Below are 24,336 nucleotides of genomic sequence, written 5' to 3' on the forward strand. Positions count from 1 at the left end.
CGAAATCCTACTAGCGTTGATATACAGACGTTGATCCATCGAATGAACCAAACCGCCCACATATCTCTTCAGATACTAATCATGTCAAATAGCCACAAGAAGACAAAACATCAACCAGGGCGCCTTACTTACTAGGCACCGCCAGCCTCGTCAACATCTCTTTGTATTTAAACCGTCTGATCCGTCCTTCAACATTGCTGCGTCAGTCTGTCTCGTCTGGCGTCCCGTTAGCGCCTCAGCGCCGCCGGTGAGGGGGGTTTTAGGGTTACTGGCTGGGAGCCGCAACCCCTTTTTCTAAATTCGGCGAAGTTTTTTGCATTTTTATTGAAAACTATGCGATAACAAAGACTTACCCAAACAACTTTCTTTCTGTTTTCTGCTATCCCGGCTTTAAAGCCATCCCCAAACCTACAAAAGTTGCGGGAATCTGCGTGTCAGTGCGATTCATCCCCGTGAATCGTCACGAGACTCAGAATCTGCGCGTGAATCACCTCGAATCCGGTACCCTGAATGTGATCGCTGTATGGGGGCTATATATAGAGAGTACTCTTCATTCGCCTAAGCGACGGAATTCACCATAGGCGCCGCCATAGAACAAAAGCGGCTTTCCCGCTGCGCGCGAAACTCTCTCTATACGTCCAACGATTATCGTATGGTCTCCGCCCGCATAGGACTCATGCAAAGTGCATTCGAACCTGGAAAGGCAGTCACGAAGGAGCGGGACACCATTTTCATTTGTGTCGAAGGCCAAACCATCAAACGATTCCGCAGACTGCGCAAACCGTCTCGCGATATGCCCCTGGTTTGACGACAAGACATGAATCGCAAACGATGTTGCAGCGAGGAAGGAATTCGCCCGAAATGAATCCTTGGCAAGCGACCAAAGAGCGAGAGGTGGATCGAGCGAGACAGAACTGAAGCTATTAACTGTAATTCCTATTGGTCCAGTCTCGGAACGCGCGGTCACGACTGTGATGCCTGTTGCGAATTGCCCGAAGGCTGCGCGAAGCTTCAGATCGGAGTCGTCATCTGGAACAAAGCTATCTGACATCAAGAACCAGCTGTCGAAAGTTTTGGGACGTCGTAGCAGGTCATGTTCTTTACTGGCTCCACCTCAATGATGCACGGCAACGGGTCGATCCGTTTCGGCTAAATGCTTTAATCAAAACATTAGGCGAACGCGAAAGACATATACAAGTCATAGTGCGCCGAACTGCTATGTTGAGTTTACAGGCAATAAAGCCTATGTGGCTGATAACGAACGAGTGGAAGAGAATTATGCCGAACAACGTATATCAGAACGACTTGCCCGATGGGCTCGACCTTGGCCCAGTTGTCGCAATCGACTGTGAAACAATGGGGCTCCTCCCGCAACGGGATCGGCTTTGCGTTGTTCAATTGTCTTCCGGTGACGGGAACGCGCATTTGGTTCAGATCGCAAAAGGACAAACCGAAGCACCAAACCTTTGCAAACTCCTGACGGAACCAGAGGTCCTAAAACTTTTCCACTTTGGCCGCTTCGATATCGCAGCGATGTACAATGCATTCGGTGCGCTTACGGCTCCAGTCTATTGCACCAAGATCGCAAGCAAACTCGTGCGCACATATACAGACCGCCATGGCCTTAAGAACCTGCTTCAAGAAATGCTGTCGGTTGATATCTCTAAGCAGCAGCAATCAAGTGACTGGGGCGCGGAGAATTTGACCAAGGCTCAAGTTGAATATGCGGCATCAGACGTGCTGTATCTCCACAAACTGCGCGAGAAGCTAAACGCAAATCTTGAGCGCGAAGGTCGGATGGAGCTTGCTCAGTCCTGTTTTGACTTCCTACCTCAGCGTGCTTTGCTCGATCTTGAGGGTTGGCCAGACGTAGATATCTTTTCACACTAGTATAAGTGCGGGATGTAGCTATCTATTGAGTTAAGCGGACGACAGTCTGGGCGCGTGCGTAGTATGGACAAACAGCAATGGCTCTAAACGACAACACATACTCCCGCTTCGTTGCGGTTGCGAAAGTTGCCCTGCCATTGTTTGCGCTTGGCGTTCTTTCGACTGTCTTCCTCGTTGCCAAACCTATCGACCCAAGCAAAGCCATTCCTTATGCCGAAGTGGATGTTGAAGAACTCGCCCGCGAAAAAGGCATGACATCGCCGGAATACGCGGGCATCACGCGTGATGGTGCGGCGATCATTGTGACCGCAGATACCGCGAAGCCGGATCAAGCAAGAGGCAACAAACTTGTTCACACAGAACAGCTCTATGCCACAATCGACCTTAAAGACGGCGATCAAGTTAACATTGAAAGCCCCATTGGCGTTTTGAACAGCGTCAAAGAGAAAGCCAATCTAACTGGCGGCGTCATTCTGCGAAACTCACAGGGATACACCGTTCGATCTCAGATGATGGACGCCTCCCTAACGGATGCCACCGTCGAAACACAAACCCCAGTAACCGCCGACGGGCCACTTGGGAATCTGAGTGCGGGGAAAATGAAGCTCTCTTTTGTTAAGGAAAAGTATCTTCTGGTTTTCCAAAATGATGTGAAGGTGATATACGACCCTAAAGGTTAATGCTTAGGTGACATGAATGCGCGCAATTTTCGCGATTTTGCTTTTCTTTTCGGGTATTGGCCCAGCATTTGCCCAAGGTACATCTGTTCTTTTCGGAAGCTCTGAACACGATGCCTCGCTCCCTGTCGAAGTCGTTGCCGATCTGCTTGAGGTCGATCAAACAACCGGCGATGCAACGTTCACCGGAAATGTTGTCGTTGGTCAGGGCGAGATGCGGCTTTCCGCCGAAAAGGTGATTGTTGAGTACAAAACCGAAGAAGAGCAGCAAGCAAGTGACTCCAGCGGTAAAATCAACCGGCTGATCGCTTCTGAGAACGTTCTTCTCGTCAATGGACCCGAAGCCGCAGAAGCCGATTTTGCAGAGTACACCATCGATAGCGCCGAGGTTATCATGATCGGAAACGTCATCGTCACTCAAGGTGAGAACGCGACCTCTGGCAACCGAATGGTCGTTGACCTCAATACTGGTCGCGCACAGATGTCCGGGCGTGTGAAGACGATCCTTCAGCCGGATAACTGATTGATGAACAGCGAACTAAACCTCGACTTCAAGGCCAAATCCGCAGCAGGTTCAACTGGGCTATCCGTGCGGAATTTGCGCAAGAGCTATCGGCGCAAGACGGTGATCCGTGATGTTTCGATGGAGCTCGATCGCGGTGAAGTTGTTGCGCTGCTTGGGCCAAATGGCTCCGGAAAAACGACATGCTTCTACTCCATCGCTGGCTTGGTTGCTGCTGAAGGTGGCGAAGTTTTGGTAGATGGGCGAGACGTCACGCTCTTACCTATGTATCGGCGCGCCAAACTTGGTATCGGATATCTCCCTCAAGAAAACTCGATCTTTCGCGGGCTAACCGTCGAAGAAAACATCATGTCGATTCTGGAGATTTCAGAGCGAAACTCGCACAAACGGCGCGAGCGGCTTGAAGAGCTGTTGAACGAGTTTTCGATTGGCCACCTTCGCCGCGCATCAGCTTTGTCTCTTTCCGGTGGCGAGCGGCGGCGGGCCGAAATCGCACGTTGCCTCGCGTCCTCTCCAGAGTTTCTCCTGTTGGACGAACCATTTGCTGGCGTCGATCCAATCGCTGTTGGCGATATCCGCTCACTCGTTGCTCAATTAAAGACCCGAAATATCGGCGTCCTTATTACTGACCACAACGTTCGTGAAACTCTAGAGATCGTGGATCGAGCCTATATCCTTCACGATGGCAAAGTGCTGATGAGCGGAACAGCCGATGAAGTGGTACAGGATGAAAATGTACGACGCGTTTATCTTGGAGACGATTTCCGCGTCTTCTAAACCCTCGTTCAAGCGGCCATAACATAGCTTCTTCACATGGGCCCTATTGACAGTTGCTTCAATAAAGCGCCCAATACTCTGGATGCACAAAGATTCCCATATCGTCTTGGGGTCGGCACATTTTGATCGCCGAACTTTAGGCGCCGCCAGCGATGACAAAGGCGCGCCGTGCATCACAACACCACCTTTAATCCGAACGCGCAGTACCTAGATATTTTAGTGCGCGATCATTTTCGAACCTAGGAGGTTGAATGCAGTACCAAATCAGCGGCAAACAGATCGATATCGGCGAAGCACTACAGTCGCAGGTAAAAACCGAGCTTGGTTCAATTGTCGATAAATACGCCGAACGGCCAACAGATGCCCAAGTCGTTTTTTCACGAAATGCACATGAATATGTGTGCGAAGCAACGGTACATCTTTCAACAGGATTGACAGTTACAGCCAAAGCCCACGCAACAGAAATTTATGCTGCTCTGGATGGTTGTGGCGACAAATTGGAGAAACAGTTACGCCGTTATAAACGCCGTTTGAAGGATCACCATCGCGAAAGAACACAGCCTGTTGAACTTTCGGGTGCTTCCTCGTATATCCTCGCCGGATCAGAAGGATCAGAGGATTCGGAACCAGATAGCCTGCAGCCAATCATCATTGCAGAGATGGAAACTAAAATCGCATCTCTGTCAGTTGGTGAAGCCGTAATGCAAATGGAACTTTCGGGAAATCCTGTACTGGTCTTTCGCAATGAAGGAAACAGTGGCGTAAACGTGGTATACCGTCGAGAAGACGGAAATATTGGCTGGATCGATCCGGCCGCAACAACATAGGGACCACCCCGCGCACAACGAGCAGAAGTGACACTAAATGGATCTGTCGAGCATTCTAAAGCCCGAAGCCGTAAAGGTTATTGCCAATGTGACGAGCAAAAAACGCCTCTTCCAGGATCTGGGAGAGGTTGCCTGCGCTGGCTATGGTCTATCTGCAAATGACGCGGTTGATGCGCTCCAAGAACGCGAAAGCCTCGGCCCGACTGGCGTTGGGCACGGGGTTGCGCTTCCGCATGCACGCCTTGATGGAATCGACACTGTTGTTGGTGCGTTCCTCAAGATTGAGCGTCCGCTCGATTTTGAATCTGTTGATCGCCAACCAGTCGATCTGGTCTTTGCTCTCTTCGCGCCTGTTGATTCGGGTGTGGAGCATTTGAAAGCGCTGGCGCTTGTCTCACGGACGATGCGAAATGCAGAGGTTTGCGAGAAACTACGCGCGAACTCTGACCCAGCGACGCTTCACGCGATTCTCACCGAACAGATTCCTGCCCGCGCAGCCTAGTTGCCGGCTTTCCAAGGCCCAAATCCGAACGCCATATAATCCCGCTGATATGCTGCGCGTACGGCGCGTTCTATGTCGTCGTCGTAAATGTCATTTAGCGAATAAGGCGAATCTTCACGTTGCTCCATAAGCGGGGCATTTTCTGCCCCCGTGCGGAACGCCAAGTACTCCAAATCAGTTTCAAGCGTTTCCTCACGCAACACGAGATCAGGCATTGCAAAGTTGGCCATGCCCTGAATGATCGCTGATTGGCTTGCCCAAGCGCCATCAACTCGGATCGAGGTTTGGCCCGAAAGATTAGCTTTCAAAAACTCTAGGAAGACCGCAAACGCCGCGCGATGAGCAACGCGATCATAAGCGGCGTCTTGTGGATCATCGGGCAATTCAAGTTTGTGAACGCGCTGCAAAGTTTTGCGAATTTGACCGTAGGAGCGCCGACCTGAATTGAGGATATGGGTGCAGAATGCGGTATGCGCCCGCGCCGCCGGATGACGAACAACTGTAAAGCTCCGGTGGCCGTCGTGCTTTCGCTTCCAGCGCCGAAGTTCTTTTTGGTTAAACCCCGATTGAACTTCGCCTCCCGAAACAGCCTTAAGCCATGCCTTAACGCGGTCATTCGGCCCGCTTGGAATCGGGAGGTACAGAAGCGGAGCATTTTCACACGCCACATAGCCACTCACCCGCGCTTGTCGTGCCGGCTCTAGGTCAGGCAACCGCTCAAGGCCAAAGCGATCAAGAGAGGCCAGTGTCGCGCTTAACTCTTCTGGATTCGTAAGCTTCTCTGAAATTTGCTTCGGGTTTTGCTTCTTGAGGTTCTTGTTCAAAGACTCAAGTTTGTGGGTGCTGCCGAGGAAAAGAGTCAGCCCATTCAGCACATCAATATCGTGAAGGTCTTCATAATCCAGATAAAACGGCGTTTGACCCGTCCGTTTGAGTGTTTTGGAAACGCGTGCCCGAAAATCCTCACGACTTTGCAGATAGCGCGCAAAGTCCTCCGGCTCGAATGTAATCTTCTCTGCTTTGCGCCGAGTGACATTCGTTAGTTTCCACTGCCCTGTAGCGACGGCAATCTTCCAACTCACATAGCTTTCGATAGGGTTGCGGGCCAGAATGATTTTGGCACAGCGCTGATCCTGCAAAATCTCCTCAACGATGCGCGGATCATGATCGTGAAAAAACCGGAATCCTGTGAGCTTCTCTTGGGATTTTATCTCTTCCAACAAACGCTCTGGGTCGTGCTCTCGCTGCTGAAGCGTAACGCCCAAAAGCTCTGACCTATTCGGATAGCCGATAAAGTGGGGATTAAACGCCTCGCCAATACAGGCTAAATCCGGAAGGGAGTTGATATTGGACTCAAGAAAATTCGAGCCTGTTCGCATCTCTGCGAGAACAACAAAATAATCGAACTTTCGTTTCATAAATACCTAGTTCACCAAATAGGGTTTGCGGGGCCGTTTTGGCCCTGGCCGCTCAATGCCTTCGATCGGAAAGTCACCCACCAAATAGGGGTGCATACCTTGGTTTTTTAAATTCTGAAGAAATTTACCAAACCCCGTAAGATCGACCATACGAGGTGCTTCGGTTATGCGGCGCATTGTACGTGGGCCAATTTCGTCAATGACACGCTGCATTGGTTCTGTCGGCGACTGTACAAATTCCGCAAGTGTGTAAATTTGAACCCGAGCCTTTGCATAGTAGGAGCGCAAGATATCAACATGGTCGCTCTCAATGCGCTGCTGTTCGGCGGCAATCTCTCTGATTTCGGAAAAGCTGCGGTTTGAATGAAACAATGGAACGGCCCATGCGCCGGTAACAACGATGATGCTCGCATTTACGTCTTTGGCCATGAACCAGCTTGTGTCTTGGGTATCGCGCGGACCGAACTGAAACACCTGTTTCTCGCCGCGCGTGTTCCAAATCAGGTTTCGCAGAAAATCGGTTGGCGCGTAGTCACGCAGCACAGGATCATCCGACAAGCAGCCAGCGAATACCTTTCCTCGACCTGCGAACTGCGCGCGCTCTTTATCAAAAATATGTCCGTGAATGCACGCAGTTGTGGATTTCTCTAGCCAGTCTTCAAAATCGACAAACAGATCGGAAAAGCCTTCAAGTACAGTATATGGCGCTGCAGAGAGACCATGCTCCGACCCCTCGCGCGGGAAACGGCATTGATTAACCAGACCCGGGCGTCCGACTTTTCTTCGCATAACGGCCTGAGAGAATATCCTGTCTATCTTGGCTGGGTCTGGCTCGCTTCTGCACTCTTCAATGCGTTCTTTAGAAAGGAACTTGTCATAGAGTTTGTCCGCATTGACCCAAACTTTGCGTGCAACAAAACAGTCAGAACGTTTTAGCAACGGTAGGTGATCATCATAGAAGATGTGCGGTTTGCCCATAAGATCGAACTTTGAAAGCGTCAGCGATCGGCTTTCGATATTCACAGAAAAGCAACGCGCGAGAGTTTGATAATAGCTTTCATCCGGAATCCAGACCCGCTTGAAATACGCATCATATTTCTCGCGCTCGGGACCCTCCAATATGGCAGACAGAGTTTGCCGTGTCAGACACCACCACTGAGACCCCATGTGCGGCGTGATCCCATCTGGAATCTTGCGTCTGAATTTCAGTCTGCGTTGCAGCCGAACATATCTATCAAATAGGCGCCGCTGCGTTTTCCAAGAGAACGGGAACCTCAGAGTAAACCGCTCCATGTCGAGGCCGCCGACAGTCCAAGGTACATCGCGGATCGTAGCGCTTTCGATGAAATCTGTTTTTGGCCGCTTTTCGAGATACTCAACCAGTTCACGGACCGGCCGAAGCGGAAGGCAAGCCCCTGACGCGAGATAGACATGCTGCACACTCGGAAACGTCTCAAGCATCAACTCAGAAGCATCTTGAGATGCGGCCACAAGCGACCATTTTCCCCACTCACAGTGCCGACGCTTACAGAACCGGATATCTGGCAAGTCCTCGAGCTCGCGTTTGAACTTGTCAAACCTCTTGTTGGGAACCTTCTGGTCCACATGCAATACAACGGGGCACCCCCCTTCCGACCAGTGCCGCGCAAGCTGTGCAGCGCGGTGAAGATCGGTGTGGACCATCATGACGACTCCAAGGCTGCTCATGCCCAGTTTCCCTTCGACATGAGGCCAAGAATTTCGAGCTGTCGCCAGTTTATGTATTTCTCACTCCAATCGGTCCAAAGGTTTGGCGTTTGAATGGAGCCCTCTGCATAAGACCGGTATTCGACACTGTTTGAAAAGTGTTCTTTGCGAACCAGCTCCTCCTTGGCCTTCTGCTCAAAGTTATCAAGGAACTTCGCATGCATGAGGCATCCGCTTGTCTTTTCTCCGCCCCAACTTTCGTAAACTAGGTTTAAACCACGCGGCAAAAGCATGTGTGTGCTTGAGCAATAAACGTAACCGCGCTTCCATTTCACCAGAGGAATCTTGTTCAGCGCGGGCGCATTCTCCGGCTCGTCAGGGAAAAAGTAGCGTGCACGCGGCCCGCCCTGAATCCAAAGATTTCCGAACCTTTGGTTCATCTTGTAAGTATAGTTGCCACTGTCAAACCAGTTCGCGATTTCGAATGGATCTTGCCCCGAACGATACGGCACAGCATCAAGAGGCCCTTTCGGATACATATCAAGCTGCATCGCCGAGAAGCTCCTGATCGACGAAGTATCAAGCCAATCGGTCAACGCACCAAGCCCGCGCGTATCGCAGAACGGATAAACCAGAAACTCGTCAACATCGACAGTCACACACCAATGGTTACGCCCATATCGAAACAGCAGATAATTTAGCCAATCCGCGCCATATTGCGCCCGCTTATAGCTTTTGGGTGTTCTCCAGAGCGATACATCCGGTTGTTCGGCAAGGTACTCACGGCTTCCATCATTGCTGTCATTATCGACAATCAGAAAATGATTTACGCCCAGCTTCCGATAGTACTGGAGGAAATATTCAAGCCGGACTTTCTCGTTCCGCAAGGTTGCAAAGCATAGAATGTCAGTCGCCTTCAGCGCCTCTGTACGATTAGCAACAGGCTTTAACTCAAAGCTTTTTCGAAGCGCCCGAGCCCTAAGGCGGCGGCGCTTGGCACCCATCACATATGATCCGGCAATCCCCAATTCATGCCCTTTGCGTCTTGGTTTCCTCGACACCTAAACGTCATGTCTTAACATGGAATTAGGCTCAACCCATCATTCTGCGCGCCAATTGAATAGCCCGCTTTTCTTACAGTAGTCCGCTCAAAGATATTGGTAAACAGAGGAAGTTACGGTGCGTTAGTCCCAATCTCCGCGTGACAGAAGCCCGAGGTTCTCTAGTTGCTCCCAACCCTCATACTTAACCGAGGTCTCGCACCACAGATCTGGATTCTCGGCGAGGGCATCATAGTACCGTTCGTAGAGCACGCTGTTGGCAAAGTGCTCTTTGCGATGCTTCTCCTCAACCGATTTACGGGTAATTTCAGGTAGAAATTTCGTGTGGAGCAGCGCGCCGCTTGGGGGCGTATTTCCGTTATGGTCGTAGACCCGGTTCAAACGTTTTGGCAACATCGAATGGGTTGAATTGACAAAGGCAAACCTCCGGCTCCACTTGACCAGCGGGATTTTGTTCAAAGTCGGCGAGCGGCGCAGCTCATCAGCAAAGAACACTCGCTCTCGTACGCCGCCCTGAATCCAATAATTCTCCATCGGCATTTGTTTTTGGTATCGGATGTTGTCTCCGTCATACCACTTTAGAATACTCAACGGATCGTCTCCGCTTTGAAAGGTTTGATCGCTCACCGGCCCTTTGGGGTAAAGATCAATCATCACCGCTCCAAAAGACCGGCGAGCTGTGGATTCCAAATGGTTAGTAAGGTCTCTAAGACTTCGGCTTTCGTTATGCGGGAACACCAAAAGTTCATCGGCATCAAGCGTCAAGGTCCAATGGCCATGACCGTATTTCCACAAAAGCCACATTACCCAATCCACGCCGTAACGCGATCTCTTGTAGCTCGCACTAGTCGTCCACAGCGAAACGTCAGGCTGATCGGCGAGAAACGCGCGGCTGCCGTCGTCACTCCCATTATCAACAAACAGGAAATGCCGTATGCCCAGCGCGCGATAATACGAAAGGAAATGCGGCAATCGACCTATCTCATTTCGGATCGTACCAAAGACGAGGATTTCATCGCGCTTTATCTGGGCAGTTCGATCGACCACGGCCTGAAGCTCGCGTCGCTTCCATAGGGCGCGAACAATAAATTTTTGGCGCTTGAGGCGCAGACGAAGCGCGGTGCGTAGGGTGTTAATCAAGCCCTTAGACACCCCACCCCACCTATTTCTCGTAGGAACCGTTCTGATGCCAGCGCCACGCGTCCGCGATCATGGTTTCCAATGTGGAACGCGTTGGTTTCCAGCCCAGTTCTTTTTCTGCGCGAACACTTCCAGACACGAGCTTTGTACAATCACCAGCGCGTCGCGGACCTTCGTTATAAGGAACCTCGCGATTGGTTACAGAACGAGAATGCGAAATCACTTCGCGGACGGAAAACCCCTTCCCGGTCCCAAGATTAAACACGCGGCTCGGTTTGCCGTCCTGAAGCCATTTCAACCCCAAGACATGTGCATCAACCAGATCGCAAACATGCACATAGTCTCTGATGCAGGTTCCGTCCGGCGTATCGTAATCCGTACCGAATACAGTTAGGGCGGCGCGCTTACCATCAATTGCATCAAGCATGAGCGGGATCAGATGGGTCTCTGGCTGATGAAACTCACCAACTTCACCATCGGGGTCCGCACCCGCGACATTGAAATAGCGAAAGATAACGTGGTTCAGCCCGTGGCTTTCGCGGAAGTTCTCAAGAATATCCTCAATCGCGCGTTTGCTTGCACCATAGGCATTGATTGGCGTTTGTGGACACATCTCATCAAGCGTGACATTGTCGTGATCGCCATAGGTCGCGCAGGTCGAAGAAAACACGAAGTTCATGCATCCCGCCGCAACTGCGGCTTCGATCAACGACAAGCTGCCTGTGACGTTGTTGTGCCAGTATTTACCGGGGTCCGACATGCTCTCGCCAACCTGCGAAAGCGCCGCAAAATGCATTACGGCAACTGGCTTATACTCCGCAAATACGGCATCCAGCTTTTCACGATCCGTAAGGTCGCCTTGTACCAGCGGACCGAATTTCACAGCATCAGCCCAGCCCGTGATCAGGCTGTCATATGTTACCGGATTAAAGCCGGCTTGCCGCAGCGCTTTACAGGCATGGGAGCCGATATAGCCCGCACCGCCGGTTACCAACACGTTCTGCATGTGCTTAACCCTTATTCAGCCGCATTCCGCTGGGCGACAACATCATTCAGGTAGCTTTCAAACTCACCGCGAAGCTCATCACGCGCAAGCGCGAAAGCTACTGTTGCCTGAAGGAAGCCCGCCTTAGAGCCACAATCATACCGCTCGCCCTCGAACCGAAGTCCATTTACAGGGCGGCCATGCTTGATCTCTTCGGCAATAGCATCGGTTAGCTGCACTTCGCCACCTGCACCTTGCTTGGTCTTGTTAAGTGTCCGAAGGACATCAGGCGTAAGGATATATCGGCCAATCACAGCCGTTGTGGAGGGTTCTTCGCCAAGCGGCGGTTTCTCGACCATACCCTTGACCGAAACTACATCGCCACCATCCTTTTCGATATCAAGGATACCATAGGAAGAGGCCCGCTCCTTGGGCACATCCATTGCAGCAACCATACAGCCGCCTGTTTCTTCATAGGCCTCGGTCATCTGCTGAAGGCAAGGTTTTTCACCTGCAATCACATCATCCGGCAAGATCACCGCGAAGGGTTCGTTCGCGATCAAACGACGCGCGCACCAAACCGCATGACCAAGCCCCATTGCCTTATGTTGACGAATATATGCAATCGCACCGGATTCCATATTGGTCGACTTTAGAACATCAAGGAGCGCCTTCTTGTCTTTCTTCCGTAGCTCATTTTCGAGCTGCGGCGCATGGTCGAAATAGTCCTCAAGCGCACCTTTGCCGCGCGACGTGACAAAAATGAATTCCTTGATCCCAGCAGCGCGCGCCTCATCAATGGCATATTGAATGAGAGGCCGGTCAACCAAGGTCATAATCTCTTTGGGAACAGATTTCGTCGCAGGCAAAAAACGCGTTCCCAGTCCAGCAACTGGAAACACGGCTTTGGTGACTTTACGCTTCATAATATACACTTCCAAATTAGTTTAGGTCTTGGGCCGTACTGCACAGACCAGACTACAATGTGGGATTTAAAAAAGATACGATTTACAGAGAAAATGGCTGACTGCGCGCGGTTGTCTCCAGAAAGAGTTGGAACTTAGGCTTTCTGCAGCTCAACGCCCGGTGCATAGGCAATAAAGAAAGGGTTCGCATACTCCGGCTTTCCGTAAGTCAACGGCGTATGGTCATCGAACCGCACAACCTGGCCGCCCGCACCATTCAGAACAGCATGACCAGCAGCGGTGTCCCACTCCATTGTGCGCCCGACACGTGGATAGATGTCAGCCTCACCGGTCGCCACAAGACAGAACTTGAGCGAGGACCCCGCACTCCGGCTATCTTTGATTGCGTATTTGTTGATGTAATCTTCTGTGGCTTGATCGCGATGCGATTTGGAGGCCACGATCATCAGCGCAGTGTTATCCGGTGTGGACACCGAAATAGGAGAGACTGGCCCGATTGCTTCCTTGTCAAATGCACCGGTCTCCTCAACGGTTTGTCCATCTGCTTGGGTATAGAACAAACGGTTTTTAGCGGGCGCATAGACCACACCACGAATAGGAACCCCATCGACAACATAAGCAATGTTCACGGTGAAATCACCGCGACGATGAATGAACTCTTTAGTGCCATCCAGCGGATCAACAATAATGAAAGTGTCCGACTTCTCGCTATGCGAGGCTGATTGCTCCTCTGTGATGAGGGTCACATCCGGAAAAGCTTCCCGAATGCCAGCCGAAATGATCGCATCCGCGGCCTCGTCAGCAGCGGTTACGGGGCTGTCATCGGATTTGGTTTTCACGTCGAAATCATCTGAATTGTAGATTTCCATGATCTTGTCACCCGCCTCAAGCGCTAGGCGGCGAAACACATGTGTGAGTTGGTCAAAGTTCAAAGCAATGCTCCTGATTAGGAAAACCGAGTGGTCACTTGTTTATAAAAAGTCGCCCCCTTATGCTCATTTGATAAGGAAACAGCAAGAATTCCTTGTAAAACTTCAGGAACTATACGTTTCAGGTCACAATGTTTCAGGCACCAAGAAAAAAGAAAAACGGATTTCAGGTCGCTTTCGGCATTCTGGAGCTGATCTACCATGCGACTGTCAGAGAGGTTCGCAAAAGTCACGGCAACGCCATAATCGGGCTGCTGCTGAACCTTGCCCAGACCCTCGTACTGGTCGGGGTTTTCTTTGTTATGTTCTCGTTGCTTGGGTTGCGCGGTTCCTCAATTCGCGGGGATTTCCTGCTCTATCTGCTGTCCGGCATTTTCCTGTTTATGACGCACGTCAAAACCGTGGGCTCTGTTGTCGGCTCTGATGGTCCGACCTCTGCGATGATGAAACACGGACCGATGAACACCATCATTGCGATTGCATCCTCTGCGCTCGCCGCGCTCTATATTCAGGTGCTATCGGTTCTGGTTGTTCTGTTTGTCTACTACGCCGCGTTTACACCTTTCACGATCTACAACCCCGCCGGCGCCTTCGCGATGCTTCTGCTCTCCTGGGCATATGGCATTGCCGTCGGCATGGTGTTTCTGGCACTCAAACCTTGGTTTCCGAATTTCGTCGGAATCGCGACAACCGTTTATCAGCGCGCAAACATGATCGCCTCGGGCAAAATGTTCGTCGCGAAAACGCTACCAAGCTGGATGCTGCCGTTTTTCGATTGGAACCCGCTCTTTCATTGTATCGACCAATCCCGCGGGTTCACCTTTATCAATTACACCGCAACGGTCACGTCTATCTCCTATCCAGTGACGGTCACGCTCGTAATGATGATGATTGGGTTGATGGGCGAGTTCTATACACGGAAACATGCATCCCTTAGCTGGAGTGCGGGCCGATAAACGCGTTTCCGAATGCAAGCGACAATTGCCTTATCCCGCCCGAAATGACTCAAAAACAAAGGATTCCACGCCGTTAGCCGGTATTGTCGCCTATTCGTAAGATTTGACTCAGTTTTTTTGCATCATATTGCCAAAAACCCGCCCCCGAACCGCTTGCAGGTGTGAATTGCGCCCCCTATATACCGCTTGAAGCTGGAACGGGATCTCCCCGTATCCATTAACAGTCCGGAGCCGAGATGCCTTGCATGGGTCCGCGCTCCTAAACATCGCCTAATAAAGGGGTACTGAATATGGCAAAAGTCATTGGCATTGACCTTGGAACTACAAACTCTTGCGTCGCCATTATGGATGGGTCGCAGCCACGCGTTATCGAAAACGCTGAAGGCGCACGCACAACGCCTTCGATCGTCGCATTCGCAGACGATGAACGCCTCGTTGGCCAGCCTGCTAAACGTCAGGCCGTTACCAACCCGGAAAACACAATCTTTGGCGTAAAGCGCCTTATCGGTCGTCGCGCAGACGACTCCCATCTGGCAAAAGACAAAGCGAACCTGCCCTTCGACGTGATCGATGGCGGCAACGGCGACGCTTGGGTAAAAGTCCACGGCGAGAAATATTCGCCAAGCCAGATTTCCGCATTCATCCTGCAAAAGATGAAAGAGACCGCCGAGTCCTATCTTGGTGAAGACGTAACTCAGGCCGTTATCACGGTACCTGCATACTTCAACGACGCTCAGCGTCAGGCAACTAAAGATGCCGGTAAAATCGCTGGCCTCGAAGTGCTGCGGATCATCAACGAGCCGACAGCCGCCGCGCTGGCCTATGGTCTCGACAAGAAAGACACACAGACAATCGCTGTTTATGACCTCGGTGGTGGTACATTCGACGTAACCATCCTCGAAATCGACGACGGCCTCTTTGAAGTTAAATCCACCAACGGTGACACATTCCTCGGTGGTGAAGACTTCGACATGCGCATCGTTGACTATCTTGCTGGCGAATTCAAAAAAGAGAACGGCGTTGATCTGACCAAAGACAAAATGGCTCTCCAGCGTCTGAAAGAAGCTGCCGAGAAAGCCAAGATCGAACTGTCGTCTTCGACACAAACTGAGATCAACCAGCCGTTCATCTCGATGGACCCGAAAGGCGGCCAGCCGCTGCACCTCGTGCTCAAACTGACACGTGCGAAGCTCGAAAGCCTTGTTGGCGATCTTATCAAGTCTTCGTTGAAGCCTTGTAAGGAAGCTCTCAAAGACGCCGGCCTTTCCACAGGTGACATCGACGAGATCGTTCTTGTTGGTGGTATGACCCGTATGCCGAAGGTGATCGAAGAGGTCAGCAAGTTCTTTGGTAAAGAGCCAAACAAAGGCGTGAACCCAGACGAAGTTGTGGCCATGGGTGCTGCAATTCAGGCCGGTGTTCTTCAGGGTGACGTGAAGGACGTTGTTCTTCTCGACGTTACGCCACTGTCTCTTGGTATCGAAACTCTTGGTGGTGTGTTCACACGTCTTATCGACCGCAACACAACAATCCCAACCAAGAAATCGCAGATCTTCTCGACTGCCGAAGACAACCAGAACGCTGTGACTCTGCGGGTTTTCCAAGGTGAGCGCGAGATGGCTGCCGACAACAAGATCCTCGGCCAGTTCAACCTCGAAGATATCCCGCCCGCACCACGCGGCATGCCTCAGATCGAAGTGACCTTCGACATTGACGCAAACGGTATCGTTGAAGTTGGTGCCAAAGACAAAGGCACAGGCAAAGAGCAGAAAATCACCATTCAAGCTTCCGGTGGCCTGTCGGATGACGACATCGAAGCAATGGTGAAAGACGCTGAAGAAAACGCCGATGCAGACAAAGAGCGTAAAGAGCTTATCGAAGCCAAGAACCAAGCCGAGAGCCTGATTCACAGCACCGAGAAAGCCCTTGAGGAGCACAAAGAGAAAGTTGACCCAACAACTGTTGAGGCCATCGAACTCGCAATCTCCGCGCTTCAGGAAAACCTCGAGTCCGAGGACGCAAGCAAAATCAAAGCTGGCATCCAGAACGTGACAGAGGCGTCGATGAAACTTGGCGAAGCAATTTACAAAGCCTCTCAAGAGGAAGCTGGTGAAGAGCCCGCCGAAGTTGACGAACCGACTGCAAACGCCGCTGATGACGATATCGTCGATGCAGACTTCGAAGATCTGGACGATAGCAAACGCAACTAAATGAAAGCTGCATAGCTTTCAGCGACCGGCCCGCAAGTTGTCGGGCCGGTCTTTGCGTTCCTAAGGGGTAACACATGTCAAAGCGTGATTATTACGAAACTCTCGGTGTCTCGAAGGGCGCGTCCGCGGATGAGATCAAGAAAGGCTATCGCAAGAAAGCCAAAGAGTTGCACCCTGATCGCAACTCCGACAATCCCAACGCAGAAGCGCAGTTCAAAGAAGCAAATGAAGCCTACGACGTTCTGAAAGACCCGGAAAAGAAAGCCGCCTACGACCGCTATGGTCACGCCGCTTTCGAAAACGGTATGGGCGGCGCCGGGCGCGGACACCATCCTGGTCAGGGCAATGGCGATTTCGCCAGCGCGTTCTCGGATGTGTTCGATGATCTCTTCGGCGATTTCATGGGCGGCCGTGCGGGCGGTCAGGCACGAAGCAGAGCACAACGTGGCTCTGATCTTCGCTACAACCTTCGCGTCTCCCTCGAAGAAGCCTTCTCTGGCCTCCAAAAGACAATCACCGTCCCAACATCCGTTGGTTGCGGCACCTGTAATGGTACAGGCGCAGAAGGCGGCGCGGAGCCTGTCACATGTCCAACATGTTCGGGCATGGGTAAAGTGCGCGCACAGCAAGGATTCTTCACTGTCGAACGTACCTGTCCAACATGTTCTGGTGTTGGCCAAATGGTTAAGAACCCGTGTGCAGACTGTGGCGGTGCAGGACGTCTTGAGAAAGAACGTTCGTTGTCGGTCAACATCCCTGCGGGTGTTGAAACCGGTACACGCATCCGCCTCTCTGGTGAAGGCGAAGCCGGCCTACGCGGCGGACCATCCGGCGATCTTTATATCTTCATCGACGTTCAGGAGCACGCGCTCTTCGAACGTGACGGCGTCAACCTTTACTGCCGCGTGCCGGTCAGCATGGTTTCCGCGTCGCTCGGTGGTGATATCGAGGTTCCAACAATCGACGGTGGCCGTAGCCGCGTGAAGATACCATCGGGCAGCCAATCCGGCCGTCAGATGCGCTTGCGTGGTAAAGGTATGCCTTCTCTTCGCGGAAACCAATCGGGTGATATGTTCATCGAGCTCGCTGTCGAGACTCCGGTAAACCTCACCAGCCGCCAGAAAGAGCTTCTGCGGGAATTCGACGACATTGCCGTCGATAACAACCCACAGAACGACAGCTTCTTTAATAAGGTGAAAACCTTCTGGGACAGCATGAAAAGTTAACACAAGTTAACTAAAAATTTAGAGAATCGTTTCAGCTTCGAGTTATGAAACTGAAACGATTTTTTTCCGAGAAGCCGCTCCCCATGTTCGACATGGATGTTGACGAAGTGCAGCTTCCCAAAAAACGGCGGACAAACTCATACGGCCGCCAGCCCCAAGACTCGCATAAACAACCGAGCTATATCCGAGATCACCGTAAGCGCCTGCGCGAACGGTTTTTGAATGGTGGCGCAACTGCCCTGCCCGATTATGAGATGTTGGAGCTTGTGTTGTTCAGGGCTATTCCCCGCAAAGACGTCAAACCTCTTGCCAGGTTACTGCTCGAAACCTTTGGCGATTTTAATCGGGTGATTTCTGCACCACGCGAGCGTCTTTTGCCAATCAGAGGTGTGGGAGAGGCTGTTGTTTGCGAACTCAAGATTGTCGAGGCCGCCGCCCAACGCCTCGCCAGAAGTAAAGTAATGCAGAAACATGTGATCTCTGGATGGGACGCGATTGTTGATTACTGTCATACAACTATGGCTCACCGCGAAACCGAACAGTTTCGCGTTTTGTATCTCGACCGCAAGAACGTCCTAATTGCCGATGAGGAACAAGCACGGGGGACTGTTGACCATGTACCAGTCTATCCACGCGAGGTCGTGAAACGGGCGCTTGAACTCAACGCCTCCGCCCTCATTCTTGTGCATAATCATCCGTCCGGTGACCCTTCGCCCTCACAAAGCGATATCACCGTCACTGCCCAGATCAACGAAGCCGCGAATACACTCGGGCTAACGCTCCACGACCACCTGATTGTCGGGAAATCCCGCGAACTTAGTTTTCGCGCGGAAGGGTATCTGTAACTGGGGCGAGCCAAACCTCAACCCTACGGTTTACCTGCCGACCCCACTCGGTATCGTCACATGCCATGGGCATTGCCTCACCAAACGCCAGTTCTCCGATTTCCATCCGCTCTGGATCAAACAAGCTCGCTTCTTTTAACACCGCAGCACGAACCGCCTGTGCGCGACGCATTGCTATTCTGCGATTGGCTGCCGCACCACCATCACCATCGCTAAACCCGACAAACAGCAGTTTGCGATCTTCAAACAGACCGGCTTCCAGTTCCTCTGCGAGTTTCGAAACGTTCGCCCGCGATTGCGCATCAAGAAGCGATGAACCCGCTTCGAAACGGAATGTTGTTGAAAGCCGCCGTGCCGACCGCAACGCGCCAACCATCTCCTGAACATCCGAAAGAGAAACCTCGTCACCCGCCTGAAGGACAGCATTCGCAAGCCGCTCGCCCTGATCCGCCATCGGAATTTCAATCGAAGCCTGATTCACAAACCCGCTTGCCTCAACAATTTGTTCCGCCGAGGGCGTGCTCATGAAGGCCATAAATTCGCGAATGATTTTGGGCAATCGCCTTGCAGGGGTATAAAGGAAAAGCGGCGATGTAAGGGGGTAATCCTCTGATTTGATGGTGCTATGACTTGCCATAAACGGAAATCCACACCCGCCGAGAAGCGCCAGGGGACGGCTGTTTCCAATCTCTGAATGGCTTACGATTCCAATCGCAAAAGGATCGCGCGCGACCGCCGCGCTAAGGCTCGCATTGGATGTATGACGACGGCTCTGCGCAAGCTCAGAGTCCTCGTCCGTCAGGATTTGTGATACGGCCCGTTCCAACACACCAGATCCATCTTCCCTCAGATGCAGGACGATAGGAGCATCAATTCCACCAAGTTCTTGCCAATTCTTAATCTCGCCGGCGAAGACTTTTGAAGTCTGCTCTAACGAGATGCTTGTTACCGTGTTGCGCTTTGAAACAATGGGAACAACGCCATCAAGCCCGATAATCCGTGCAACGCGCGAGGAGCGTAAATCGCCAAGACCTGCCTCCCGCGCGATCGTTATTTCGTCCTCGTTAGCCTCGCGAAGAGAGAGCGCGAAATCAGTTTCACCGCTCACAAATCGGGCTAAGCCTTGATCCGAATTCCCAAGCGCGAAATCGATCCGAGCAACTTCCGTATCTTGGCCAGATTGTTTCAGTACGAGTGTAAAATCCCGATTACTCTCGACTTCACGCGTCACTGTATATCCGTGTCGTGCAGCAAATCGCTCGAACAACGATGGCAGCAAGACATCACCAACCGTGCGTGCACCGGAAACAGATATCTCGGCAACATAGCCGTCTAGATTTGGACAAGCAGGACCAGAACAAATAACGCCGGAACCGTCCAACGTCAGAACGCCAAACTCCGTTTCAACGCGGTAAAACTCGCCGTCATATCCAACCAGAACGCCCGAAAGAGACATCGCACCATCCTGCGATGTCAGGGTGATGTCCTGCGCGCGGGCGCAGATCGGGGTAAGTACGAAAAGTGCGGCGAAAACCGCCGCACGAAGGATGCTCATAAGCCTGTCCGAATGCCGCTCTAGTTGCTGGCGATTCTAATATCCCGGAGCAGGTTGTTTAACACCAGAACCTCGCCAATGGCGCCACAATCCGGCATTGCGACGGCTAAATCAACCACTTCCGCGCCTGTTTCTGCATCCGACTGGAGAGTTTGCGCAAATACTTCGCGCCCACAATTAGATGGCTTTATCTCCGCTTCGATCGAGAGACGGACGGTGCCCTCTTGGTTGATCGACCCACTTGGAAAACTGTAAACTTCAGCCTGCCAAGCCTGCTCGTCATCGCGCAGCGCAAGTGTCGTTAGAAAGCCGCCTTGCGCGCCCAGCGCGAATTCTGAATTTCGCGGCGCGGCCTGCCAAACGTGGCCCTTCTGGCCATAACTGGCCCCAAATTCCAACGCATGAATTTGCAACTCCGCTGCGCCCTGCCACTGTAGCGCAACACGATCATATGCATCAAAATCCTGAATCTCGGTTCCTGTTGTCAAACGCTCGCCGCCTTCAAACAGGACTTCAAATTTCGCATCCTCGGAAAACACGGGCAACGTAAGCACCGCAATTCCAAGCGGGGAAGTCATACCCGAAACCCGTAGCCCTTCATGAAGAACTGTGAAGTATGCGTTCGGCAAACAACTCGCATCGATCCCAAGTGTTACCATTGCCGCGGGGCCTGGCATTGCCGTCACATTCGTTTCGCAGGGAACGCCATATGCATTGAACGTTGTATCATCAGTTTTCGGAGTTGGCTCGAGCGCGTCGCCGCCAATTTGATCCGTAGCCCAAGGGGCAGCGAACGTCGGCATCTCGTCGGCTCCGATCTCTGGAACGACGGGCGTTGCATTCTTGTCTGTAGGTTTCGCGGAAGTAAGCTGAACACTCGCCGGATCAACAACAGTTGTCGTGCTCCCATGCGAAAGGCCTTTTGCAAAGAGTCGGTTCTCTGCATCTGACTTTTGCACAAGAAATCCGATCGTCAACGCCACAGCAAAGCTGGCGGTTGCGTAGATGTAGTTCCCCGATTTCTTCATTTCACCCTCATCCACCTGTCAGATCACCCGAAAGATGACTTTCTAAAGTGGGCCGAAATGTGACTTGAATCCGGTGTTTTTAGTTAACAGCCTTAAAAACAAGGGATTTCGAAGCGTTGTGTGGCGTGAATCCTTGAGGATTTTCTTACAGTATTGCCCTAAACACACATCCGAATCGATGAATGTGTTCTTCGAATCGTCAAAATCGACTCACTCGCTACGCGAGCAATTGTATACCTTTGCGCGAACTTTCAAAGACGTTTCCCCAATAAGGTGTGGGGAGCCCGCCCTTAAATCTTACCGTGACAATGCTTGAACTTCTCTCCTGAACCGCAGGGGCACAGGTCATTTCGGCCCGGATTTCCCCATGTCTCAGGATCGTTCTCGTCAAATCCTTCACGCGCTTCGCCTGCCTTTGGCGTGAAAGCAGATTGCGCCTGTGCTGCTGCGGCTTGTTGCTGCATGCGCTGCTGAGCAAGCATCTGCGCCATCATCTTCTCTTGCTCTTCTTGCGAGAGCGGACGGATTTTAGAGAGCTTTTCAGTCACTTCAACACGCAGCGACTCAAGCAGACCTTCGAAAAGCTGGAAGCTCTCGTTTTTATATTCGTTCAGCGGGTCACGCTGAGCGAGGCTGCGGAAGCCGATGACAGAACGAAGGTGCTCCAAAGTCAAAAGATGCTCGCGCCATTTACCGTCAATGGTCTGCAACAAGACCTGCTTTTCGATGCCACGAAGCGTCTCCGGCCCAAACTCAGCCGCCTTCGACGCCATCGCCTTGTCCGCCGCATCATAGAGGCGCTCGCGAATGTCGGCATCATCAACGCCTTCTTCAGCAGCCCATTCGACAACTGGCACGTCGAGGCTGAGGATTTTCTGAACTTCCTCTTTAAGCTCCTCGGTGCTCCACTGTTCAGCATAGGTTTTGGCTGGCATGTGAATATCGACAAGATCGTCGATCACCTGATGGCGCATGTCCTGAACGATTTCTGAAAGGTCTTCGGCTTCCATGATTTCACGACGTTGACTGAAGATCACCTTACGCTGATCGTTCATCACGTCGTCAAACTTGAGCAAGGATTTCCGCGCGTCGAAGTTGCGGCCCTCGATCTTAGCCTGTGCCTTTTCAAGCGATTTGTTCACCCAAGGATGGATAATCGCCTCGCCTTCTTTCATGCCGAGCGAGCCGAGAACTTTATCCAACCGGTCGGACCCGAAAATCCGCATGAGATCGTCTTCGAGCGAAAGATAAAACTCCGAACGTCCAGGGTCGCCCTGACGGCCAGCCCGTCCACGAAGCTGGTTATCGATGCGGCGGCTTTCATGGCGCTCTGTCGCCAGAACATAAAGACCACCAGCCTCGATAACTTTCTCTTTTTCCGCAGCAACCTGCGACGTGAATTTCTCACGAAGCTGGTCTGGGTCGGCATCCGGATTCTTGGCCAGCTCTTGCAGCACATGCATCTCGACGTTGCCGCCAAGCTGAATGTCGGTGCCACGTCCGGCCATGTTGGTTGCAATCGTAACGGCGCCAAATTTACCGGCATCCGCGATAATCTGTGCTTCCTGCTCGTGAAGGCGTGCATTTAGAACGTTGTGTTCAATGCCCTCAGCCTTGAGCAGGTTAGAGAGGAACTCAGATTTCTCGATCGACGTCGTACCAACAAGAATTGGCTGTCCGCGCTCGTGTGCTTCTTTGATCGATTCAACCACGCCCGCAAACTTCTCGCGTGCTGTACGGTAGATCTGATCGTGCTCGTCCTTACGCGCAATCGGGCGGTTTGTTGGAACTTCAACGACACCAAGGCCGTAAATCTCTGCGAATTCTTCGGCCTCTGTCAGCGCAGTACCAGTCATACCGGCAAGTTTATCGTAAAGGCGGAAGTAGTTCTGGAAAGTAACCGACGCGTGGGTCACGTTCTCTGGCTTGATCTCAAGCCCTTCCTTGGCCTCAATCGCCTGGTGCAGCCCGTCTGAGAGGCGGCGACCCTGCATCATGCGGCCTGTAAACTCGTCAATCAGCATCACTTCGCCGTCGCGCACGATATAGTCCGTGTCACGCGTAAAGAGTTGGTGTGCTTTCAGCGCTTGGTTGACGTGGTGAACGACCGTGCTGCTTTCTGGATCATAAAGCGATTGGCCCTCTTCCAGAATGCCAAGCTCCGGCAGACGCTGCTCAAGAAACTCGTTACCCTCTTCGGTAAACGTGACGTTCTTGATCTTCTCGTCCTTAAGGTAATGCTCGGGCTTAAGTTCCGGGATCAGCTTGTCAATCGCAACGTAAAGATCGCTCTTGTCCTCGGACGGGCCAGAGATGATCAGCGGCGTACGCGCTTCGTCGATCAAGATCGAGTCCACCTCGTCAACAATCGCAAAGTTATGCTTGCGCTGAACAAGCTGGCTCAGGTTCGAGCGCATGTTGTCGCGAAGGTAATCAAAGGCCAATTCGTTATTGGTTGCGTAGGTGATATCGCAAAGATAGGCGGCCTTTTTCTCTTCTTCTTCCTGACGCGGATAGATCACACCAGTTGTCATCCCAAGCGCAGCAAAAACTTTGCCCATCCATTCCGCATCACGATGCGCAAGGTAATCGTTCACGGTCACAACGTGCACGCCTTCACCTGGAAGCGCATTGAGGTAGGCCGCAAAAGTCGACATCAGCGTTTTGCCTTCACCGGTTTTCATCTCTGCGATGTTGCCTTGGTGAAGGAAAATACCGCCCATCAACTGAGTATCAAACGCACGAAGGCCCAGCGCGCGGCGGGCCCCTTCTCGAACGTTGGCAAAGGCTTCGGGCAGGAGATTATCAAGAGATTCACCACCAACAGCCCGTTCGCGGAATTCTTTGGTTTTCGCGATGATACCTTCGTCGGAAAGCGCTTCGAACTCTGGCTCAAGCGCGTTGATCTTCGCAACAAGCGGACGGGTTTTCTTAACCTTGCGATCATTCGGCGTGCCAAAAACTTTTTTGGCGATGGTTCCGATACCCAGCATATTCACTCCGCTTGCACTGCTGCTAATGTTTTTGTGATCTTGAAAAGCATGGCTTGCCCCCCCTTATTGGTAAGCCTATCAAGGCTGTTAAGCGGATGCCCCATACATAAAGACCTTTTGCGATGTAAGGGGCCAACCAAGTACTGTCAATGGAACGCGCCCGAACGGGCACTACTAAGGGA

21 protein-coding genes are annotated in these 24,336 nt (G+C 52.0%); 10 read left to right on the top strand and 11 right to left on the bottom strand.

The genetic code is table 11. The features are described from left to right. Positions 1–550: 550 nt before the first annotated feature. A complete protein-coding gene (locus tag N9C89_RS13345) occupies positions 551–1,051 on the bottom strand; it encodes a flavin reductase family protein (protein WP_263954463.1) in 501 nt (166 codons plus the stop codon). A 227-nt stretch (positions 1,052–1,278) separates the two neighbouring features. Here N9C89_RS13345 and N9C89_RS13350 point away from each other — a divergent pair, with 227 nt between their 5' ends. The 6 genes from N9C89_RS13350 to N9C89_RS13375 all read left to right on the top strand — a co-directional run bounded on the left by N9C89_RS13350 (position 1,279) and on the right by N9C89_RS13375 (position 5,196). Beyond that, positions 1,279–1,890 (top strand): ribonuclease D, encoded by a 612-nt coding sequence (locus N9C89_RS13350; RefSeq protein ID WP_263954464.1) that lies wholly within the window; start codon positions 1,279–1,281, stop codon positions 1,888–1,890. Between the two features lie 77 nt (positions 1,891–1,967). Next, positions 1,968–2,570, top strand: a complete 603-nt coding sequence (lptC, locus tag N9C89_RS13355; protein ID WP_263954465.1) for an LPS export ABC transporter periplasmic protein LptC — start codon at positions 1,968–1,970, stop codon at positions 2,568–2,570. A 16-nt stretch (positions 2,571–2,586) separates the two neighbouring features. After that, positions 2,587–3,090, top strand: coding sequence for a lipopolysaccharide transport periplasmic protein LptA (gene lptA, locus N9C89_RS13360; protein WP_263954466.1), 504 nt, complete (start codon positions 2,587–2,589; stop codon positions 3,088–3,090). 3 nt (positions 3,091–3,093) lie between these two features. Then, entirely contained in the window at positions 3,094–3,867 is a 774-nt protein-coding gene (gene lptB / locus N9C89_RS13365) for an LPS export ABC transporter ATP-binding protein (protein ID WP_263954468.1), read from the top strand. Between the two features lie 251 nt (positions 3,868–4,118). Then, positions 4,119–4,694, top strand: a complete 576-nt coding sequence (hpf, locus tag N9C89_RS13370; RefSeq protein ID WP_263954469.1) for a ribosome hibernation-promoting factor, HPF/YfiA family — start codon at positions 4,119–4,121, stop codon at positions 4,692–4,694. Between the two features lie 37 nt (positions 4,695–4,731). Next, positions 4,732–5,196 (top strand): PTS sugar transporter subunit IIA, encoded by a 465-nt coding sequence (locus N9C89_RS13375; protein WP_263954470.1) that lies wholly within the window; start codon positions 4,732–4,734, stop codon positions 5,194–5,196. On the opposite strand, the gene N9C89_RS13380 is transcribed toward N9C89_RS13375, so the two are convergent. From N9C89_RS13380 to cysQ, 7 genes are all read right to left on the bottom strand, one after another. Then, positions 5,193–6,614: a sulfotransferase domain-containing protein gene (locus N9C89_RS13380; protein WP_263954471.1), complete on the bottom strand. Its 1,422-nt coding sequence runs from the start codon at positions 6,612–6,614 to the stop codon at positions 5,193–5,195. The genes N9C89_RS13375 and N9C89_RS13380 overlap by 4 nt on opposite strands. A 6-nt stretch (positions 6,615–6,620) precedes the next feature. Beyond that, complete coding sequence (locus tag N9C89_RS13385; protein ID WP_263954473.1) at positions 6,621–8,321, bottom strand: beta-1,6-N-acetylglucosaminyltransferase; 1,701 nt, start codon at positions 8,319–8,321, stop codon at positions 6,621–6,623. Then, positions 8,318–9,304 (bottom strand): glycosyltransferase family 2 protein, encoded by a 987-nt coding sequence (locus N9C89_RS13390; protein ID WP_263954710.1) that lies wholly within the window; start codon positions 9,302–9,304, stop codon positions 8,318–8,320. The genes N9C89_RS13385 and N9C89_RS13390 overlap by 4 nt, the downstream gene beginning before the upstream one ends. Positions 9,305–9,484: 180 nt before the next feature. Beyond that, positions 9,485–10,513 carry a glycosyltransferase family 2 protein gene (locus N9C89_RS13395; RefSeq protein ID WP_263954475.1) on the bottom strand — a complete coding sequence of 343 codons (1,029 nt, stop codon included), beginning with the start codon at positions 10,511–10,513 and terminating at the stop codon, positions 9,485–9,487. Between the two features lie 10 nt (positions 10,514–10,523). Then, entirely contained in the window at positions 10,524–11,507 is a 984-nt protein-coding gene (gene galE / locus N9C89_RS13400) for a UDP-glucose 4-epimerase GalE (RefSeq protein WP_263954476.1), read from the bottom strand. A gap of 11 nt (positions 11,508–11,518) precedes the next feature. Continuing rightward, positions 11,519–12,412 carry a UTP--glucose-1-phosphate uridylyltransferase gene (locus tag N9C89_RS13405; protein WP_263954478.1) on the bottom strand — a complete coding sequence of 298 codons (894 nt, stop codon included), beginning with the start codon at positions 12,410–12,412 and terminating at the stop codon, positions 11,519–11,521. A 134-nt stretch (positions 12,413–12,546) separates the two neighbouring features. Continuing rightward, positions 12,547–13,344: a 3'(2'),5'-bisphosphate nucleotidase CysQ gene (gene cysQ, locus N9C89_RS13410; RefSeq protein ID WP_263954479.1), complete on the bottom strand. Its 798-nt coding sequence runs from the start codon at positions 13,342–13,344 to the stop codon at positions 12,547–12,549. A gap of 128 nt (positions 13,345–13,472) precedes the next feature. On the opposite strand from cysQ, the gene N9C89_RS13415 reads away from it, so the two are divergent. The 4 genes from N9C89_RS13415 to radC all read left to right on the top strand — a co-directional run bounded on the left by N9C89_RS13415 (position 13,473) and on the right by radC (position 18,578). Then, the gene (locus N9C89_RS13415; protein WP_263954480.1) at positions 13,473–14,297 is read left to right on the top strand and encodes an ABC transporter permease; all 825 of its coding nucleotides are present in this window, start codon (positions 13,473–13,475) and stop codon (positions 14,295–14,297) included. A 290-nt stretch (positions 14,298–14,587) separates the two neighbouring features. Then, on the top strand, positions 14,588–16,507 hold the full coding sequence (gene dnaK, locus N9C89_RS13420; protein WP_263954481.1) for a molecular chaperone DnaK: 1,920 nt from the start codon (positions 14,588–14,590) through the stop codon (positions 16,505–16,507). Between the two features lie 74 nt (positions 16,508–16,581). Then, a complete protein-coding gene (gene dnaJ / locus N9C89_RS13425) occupies positions 16,582–17,733 on the top strand; it encodes a molecular chaperone DnaJ (RefSeq protein ID WP_263954482.1) in 1,152 nt (383 codons plus the stop codon). A gap of 92 nt (positions 17,734–17,825) precedes the next feature. Beyond that, positions 17,826–18,578, top strand: coding sequence for a RadC family protein (radC, locus tag N9C89_RS13430; RefSeq protein WP_394358516.1), 753 nt, complete (start codon positions 17,826–17,828; stop codon positions 18,576–18,578). Here the strand turns inward: radC and N9C89_RS13435 are convergent. The 3 genes from N9C89_RS13435 to secA form a co-directional block, all read right to left on the bottom strand. Beyond that, positions 18,550–20,133 (bottom strand): phosphate ABC transporter substrate-binding/OmpA family protein, encoded by a 1,584-nt coding sequence (locus N9C89_RS13435; protein WP_263954484.1) that lies wholly within the window; start codon positions 20,131–20,133, stop codon positions 18,550–18,552. The two genes, radC and N9C89_RS13435, sit on opposite strands and share 29 nt — an antisense overlap. A gap of 20 nt (positions 20,134–20,153) precedes the next feature. Beyond that, the gene (locus tag N9C89_RS13440; RefSeq protein ID WP_263954486.1) at positions 20,154–21,161 is read right to left on the bottom strand and encodes a hypothetical protein; all 1,008 of its coding nucleotides are present in this window, start codon (positions 21,159–21,161) and stop codon (positions 20,154–20,156) included. Between the two features lie 290 nt (positions 21,162–21,451). Next, positions 21,452–24,154: a preprotein translocase subunit SecA gene (gene secA / locus N9C89_RS13445; protein WP_263954487.1), complete on the bottom strand. Its 2,703-nt coding sequence runs from the start codon at positions 24,152–24,154 to the stop codon at positions 21,452–21,454. Positions 24,155–24,336: the final 182 nt, after the last annotated feature.

This window comes from Halocynthiibacter sp. SDUM655004, assembly GCF_026015885.1.
Lineage (GTDB): Bacteria > Pseudomonadota > Alphaproteobacteria > Rhodobacterales > Rhodobacteraceae > Falsihalocynthiibacter > Falsihalocynthiibacter halioticoli.

What these genes read in the sequence shown, in the direction of transcription:
- N9C89_RS13345 (WP_263954463.1), bottom strand. Translation starts at nt 1,051, where the DNA reads ATGTCAGATAGCTTTGTTCCAGATGACGACTCCGATCTGAAGCTTCGC.
- N9C89_RS13380 (WP_263954471.1), bottom strand. Translation starts at nt 6,614, where the DNA reads ATGAAACGAAAGTTCGATTATTTTGTTGTTCTCGCAGAGATGCGAACA.
- N9C89_RS13385 (WP_263954473.1), bottom strand. Translation starts at nt 8,321, where the DNA reads ATGAGCAGCCTTGGAGTCGTCATGATGGTCCACACCGATCTTCACCGC.
- N9C89_RS13390 (WP_263954710.1), bottom strand. Translation starts at nt 9,304, where the DNA reads ATGGGTGCCAAGCGCCGCCGCCTTAGGGCTCGGGCGCTTCGAAAAAGC.
- secA (WP_263954487.1), bottom strand. Translation starts at nt 24,154, where the DNA reads ATGCTGGGTATCGGAACCATCGCCAAAAAAGTTTTTGGCACGCCGAAT.
- lptC (WP_263954465.1), top strand. Translation starts at nt 1,968, where the DNA reads ATGGCTCTAAACGACAACACATACTCCCGCTTCGTTGCGGTTGCGAAA.
- lptB (WP_263954468.1), top strand. Translation starts at nt 3,094, where the DNA reads ATGAACAGCGAACTAAACCTCGACTTCAAGGCCAAATCCGCAGCAGGT.
- N9C89_RS13415 (WP_263954480.1), top strand. Translation starts at nt 13,473, where the DNA reads ATGTTTCAGGCACCAAGAAAAAAGAAAAACGGATTTCAGGTCGCTTTC.
- N9C89_RS13435 (WP_263954484.1), bottom strand. Translation starts at nt 20,133, where the DNA reads ATGAGCATCCTTCGTGCGGCGGTTTTCGCCGCACTTTTCGTACTTACC.
- radC (WP_394358516.1), top strand. Translation starts at nt 17,826, where the DNA reads ATGGATGTTGACGAAGTGCAGCTTCCCAAAAAACGGCGGACAAACTCA.
- N9C89_RS13375 (WP_263954470.1), top strand. Translation starts at nt 4,732, where the DNA reads ATGGATCTGTCGAGCATTCTAAAGCCCGAAGCCGTAAAGGTTATTGCC.
- lptA (WP_263954466.1), top strand. Translation starts at nt 2,587, where the DNA reads ATGCGCGCAATTTTCGCGATTTTGCTTTTCTTTTCGGGTATTGGCCCA.
- N9C89_RS13440 (WP_263954486.1), bottom strand. Translation starts at nt 21,161, where the DNA reads ATGAAGAAATCGGGGAACTACATCTACGCAACCGCCAGCTTTGCTGTG.
- N9C89_RS13405 (WP_263954478.1), bottom strand. Translation starts at nt 12,412, where the DNA reads ATGAAGCGTAAAGTCACCAAAGCCGTGTTTCCAGTTGCTGGACTGGGA.
- galE (WP_263954476.1), bottom strand. Translation starts at nt 11,507, where the DNA reads ATGCAGAACGTGTTGGTAACCGGCGGTGCGGGCTATATCGGCTCCCAT.
- dnaJ (WP_263954482.1), top strand. Translation starts at nt 16,582, where the DNA reads ATGTCAAAGCGTGATTATTACGAAACTCTCGGTGTCTCGAAGGGCGCG.
- hpf (WP_263954469.1), top strand. Translation starts at nt 4,119, where the DNA reads ATGCAGTACCAAATCAGCGGCAAACAGATCGATATCGGCGAAGCACTA.
- N9C89_RS13350 (WP_263954464.1), top strand. Translation starts at nt 1,279, where the DNA reads ATGCCGAACAACGTATATCAGAACGACTTGCCCGATGGGCTCGACCTT.
- dnaK (WP_263954481.1), top strand. Translation starts at nt 14,588, where the DNA reads ATGGCAAAAGTCATTGGCATTGACCTTGGAACTACAAACTCTTGCGTC.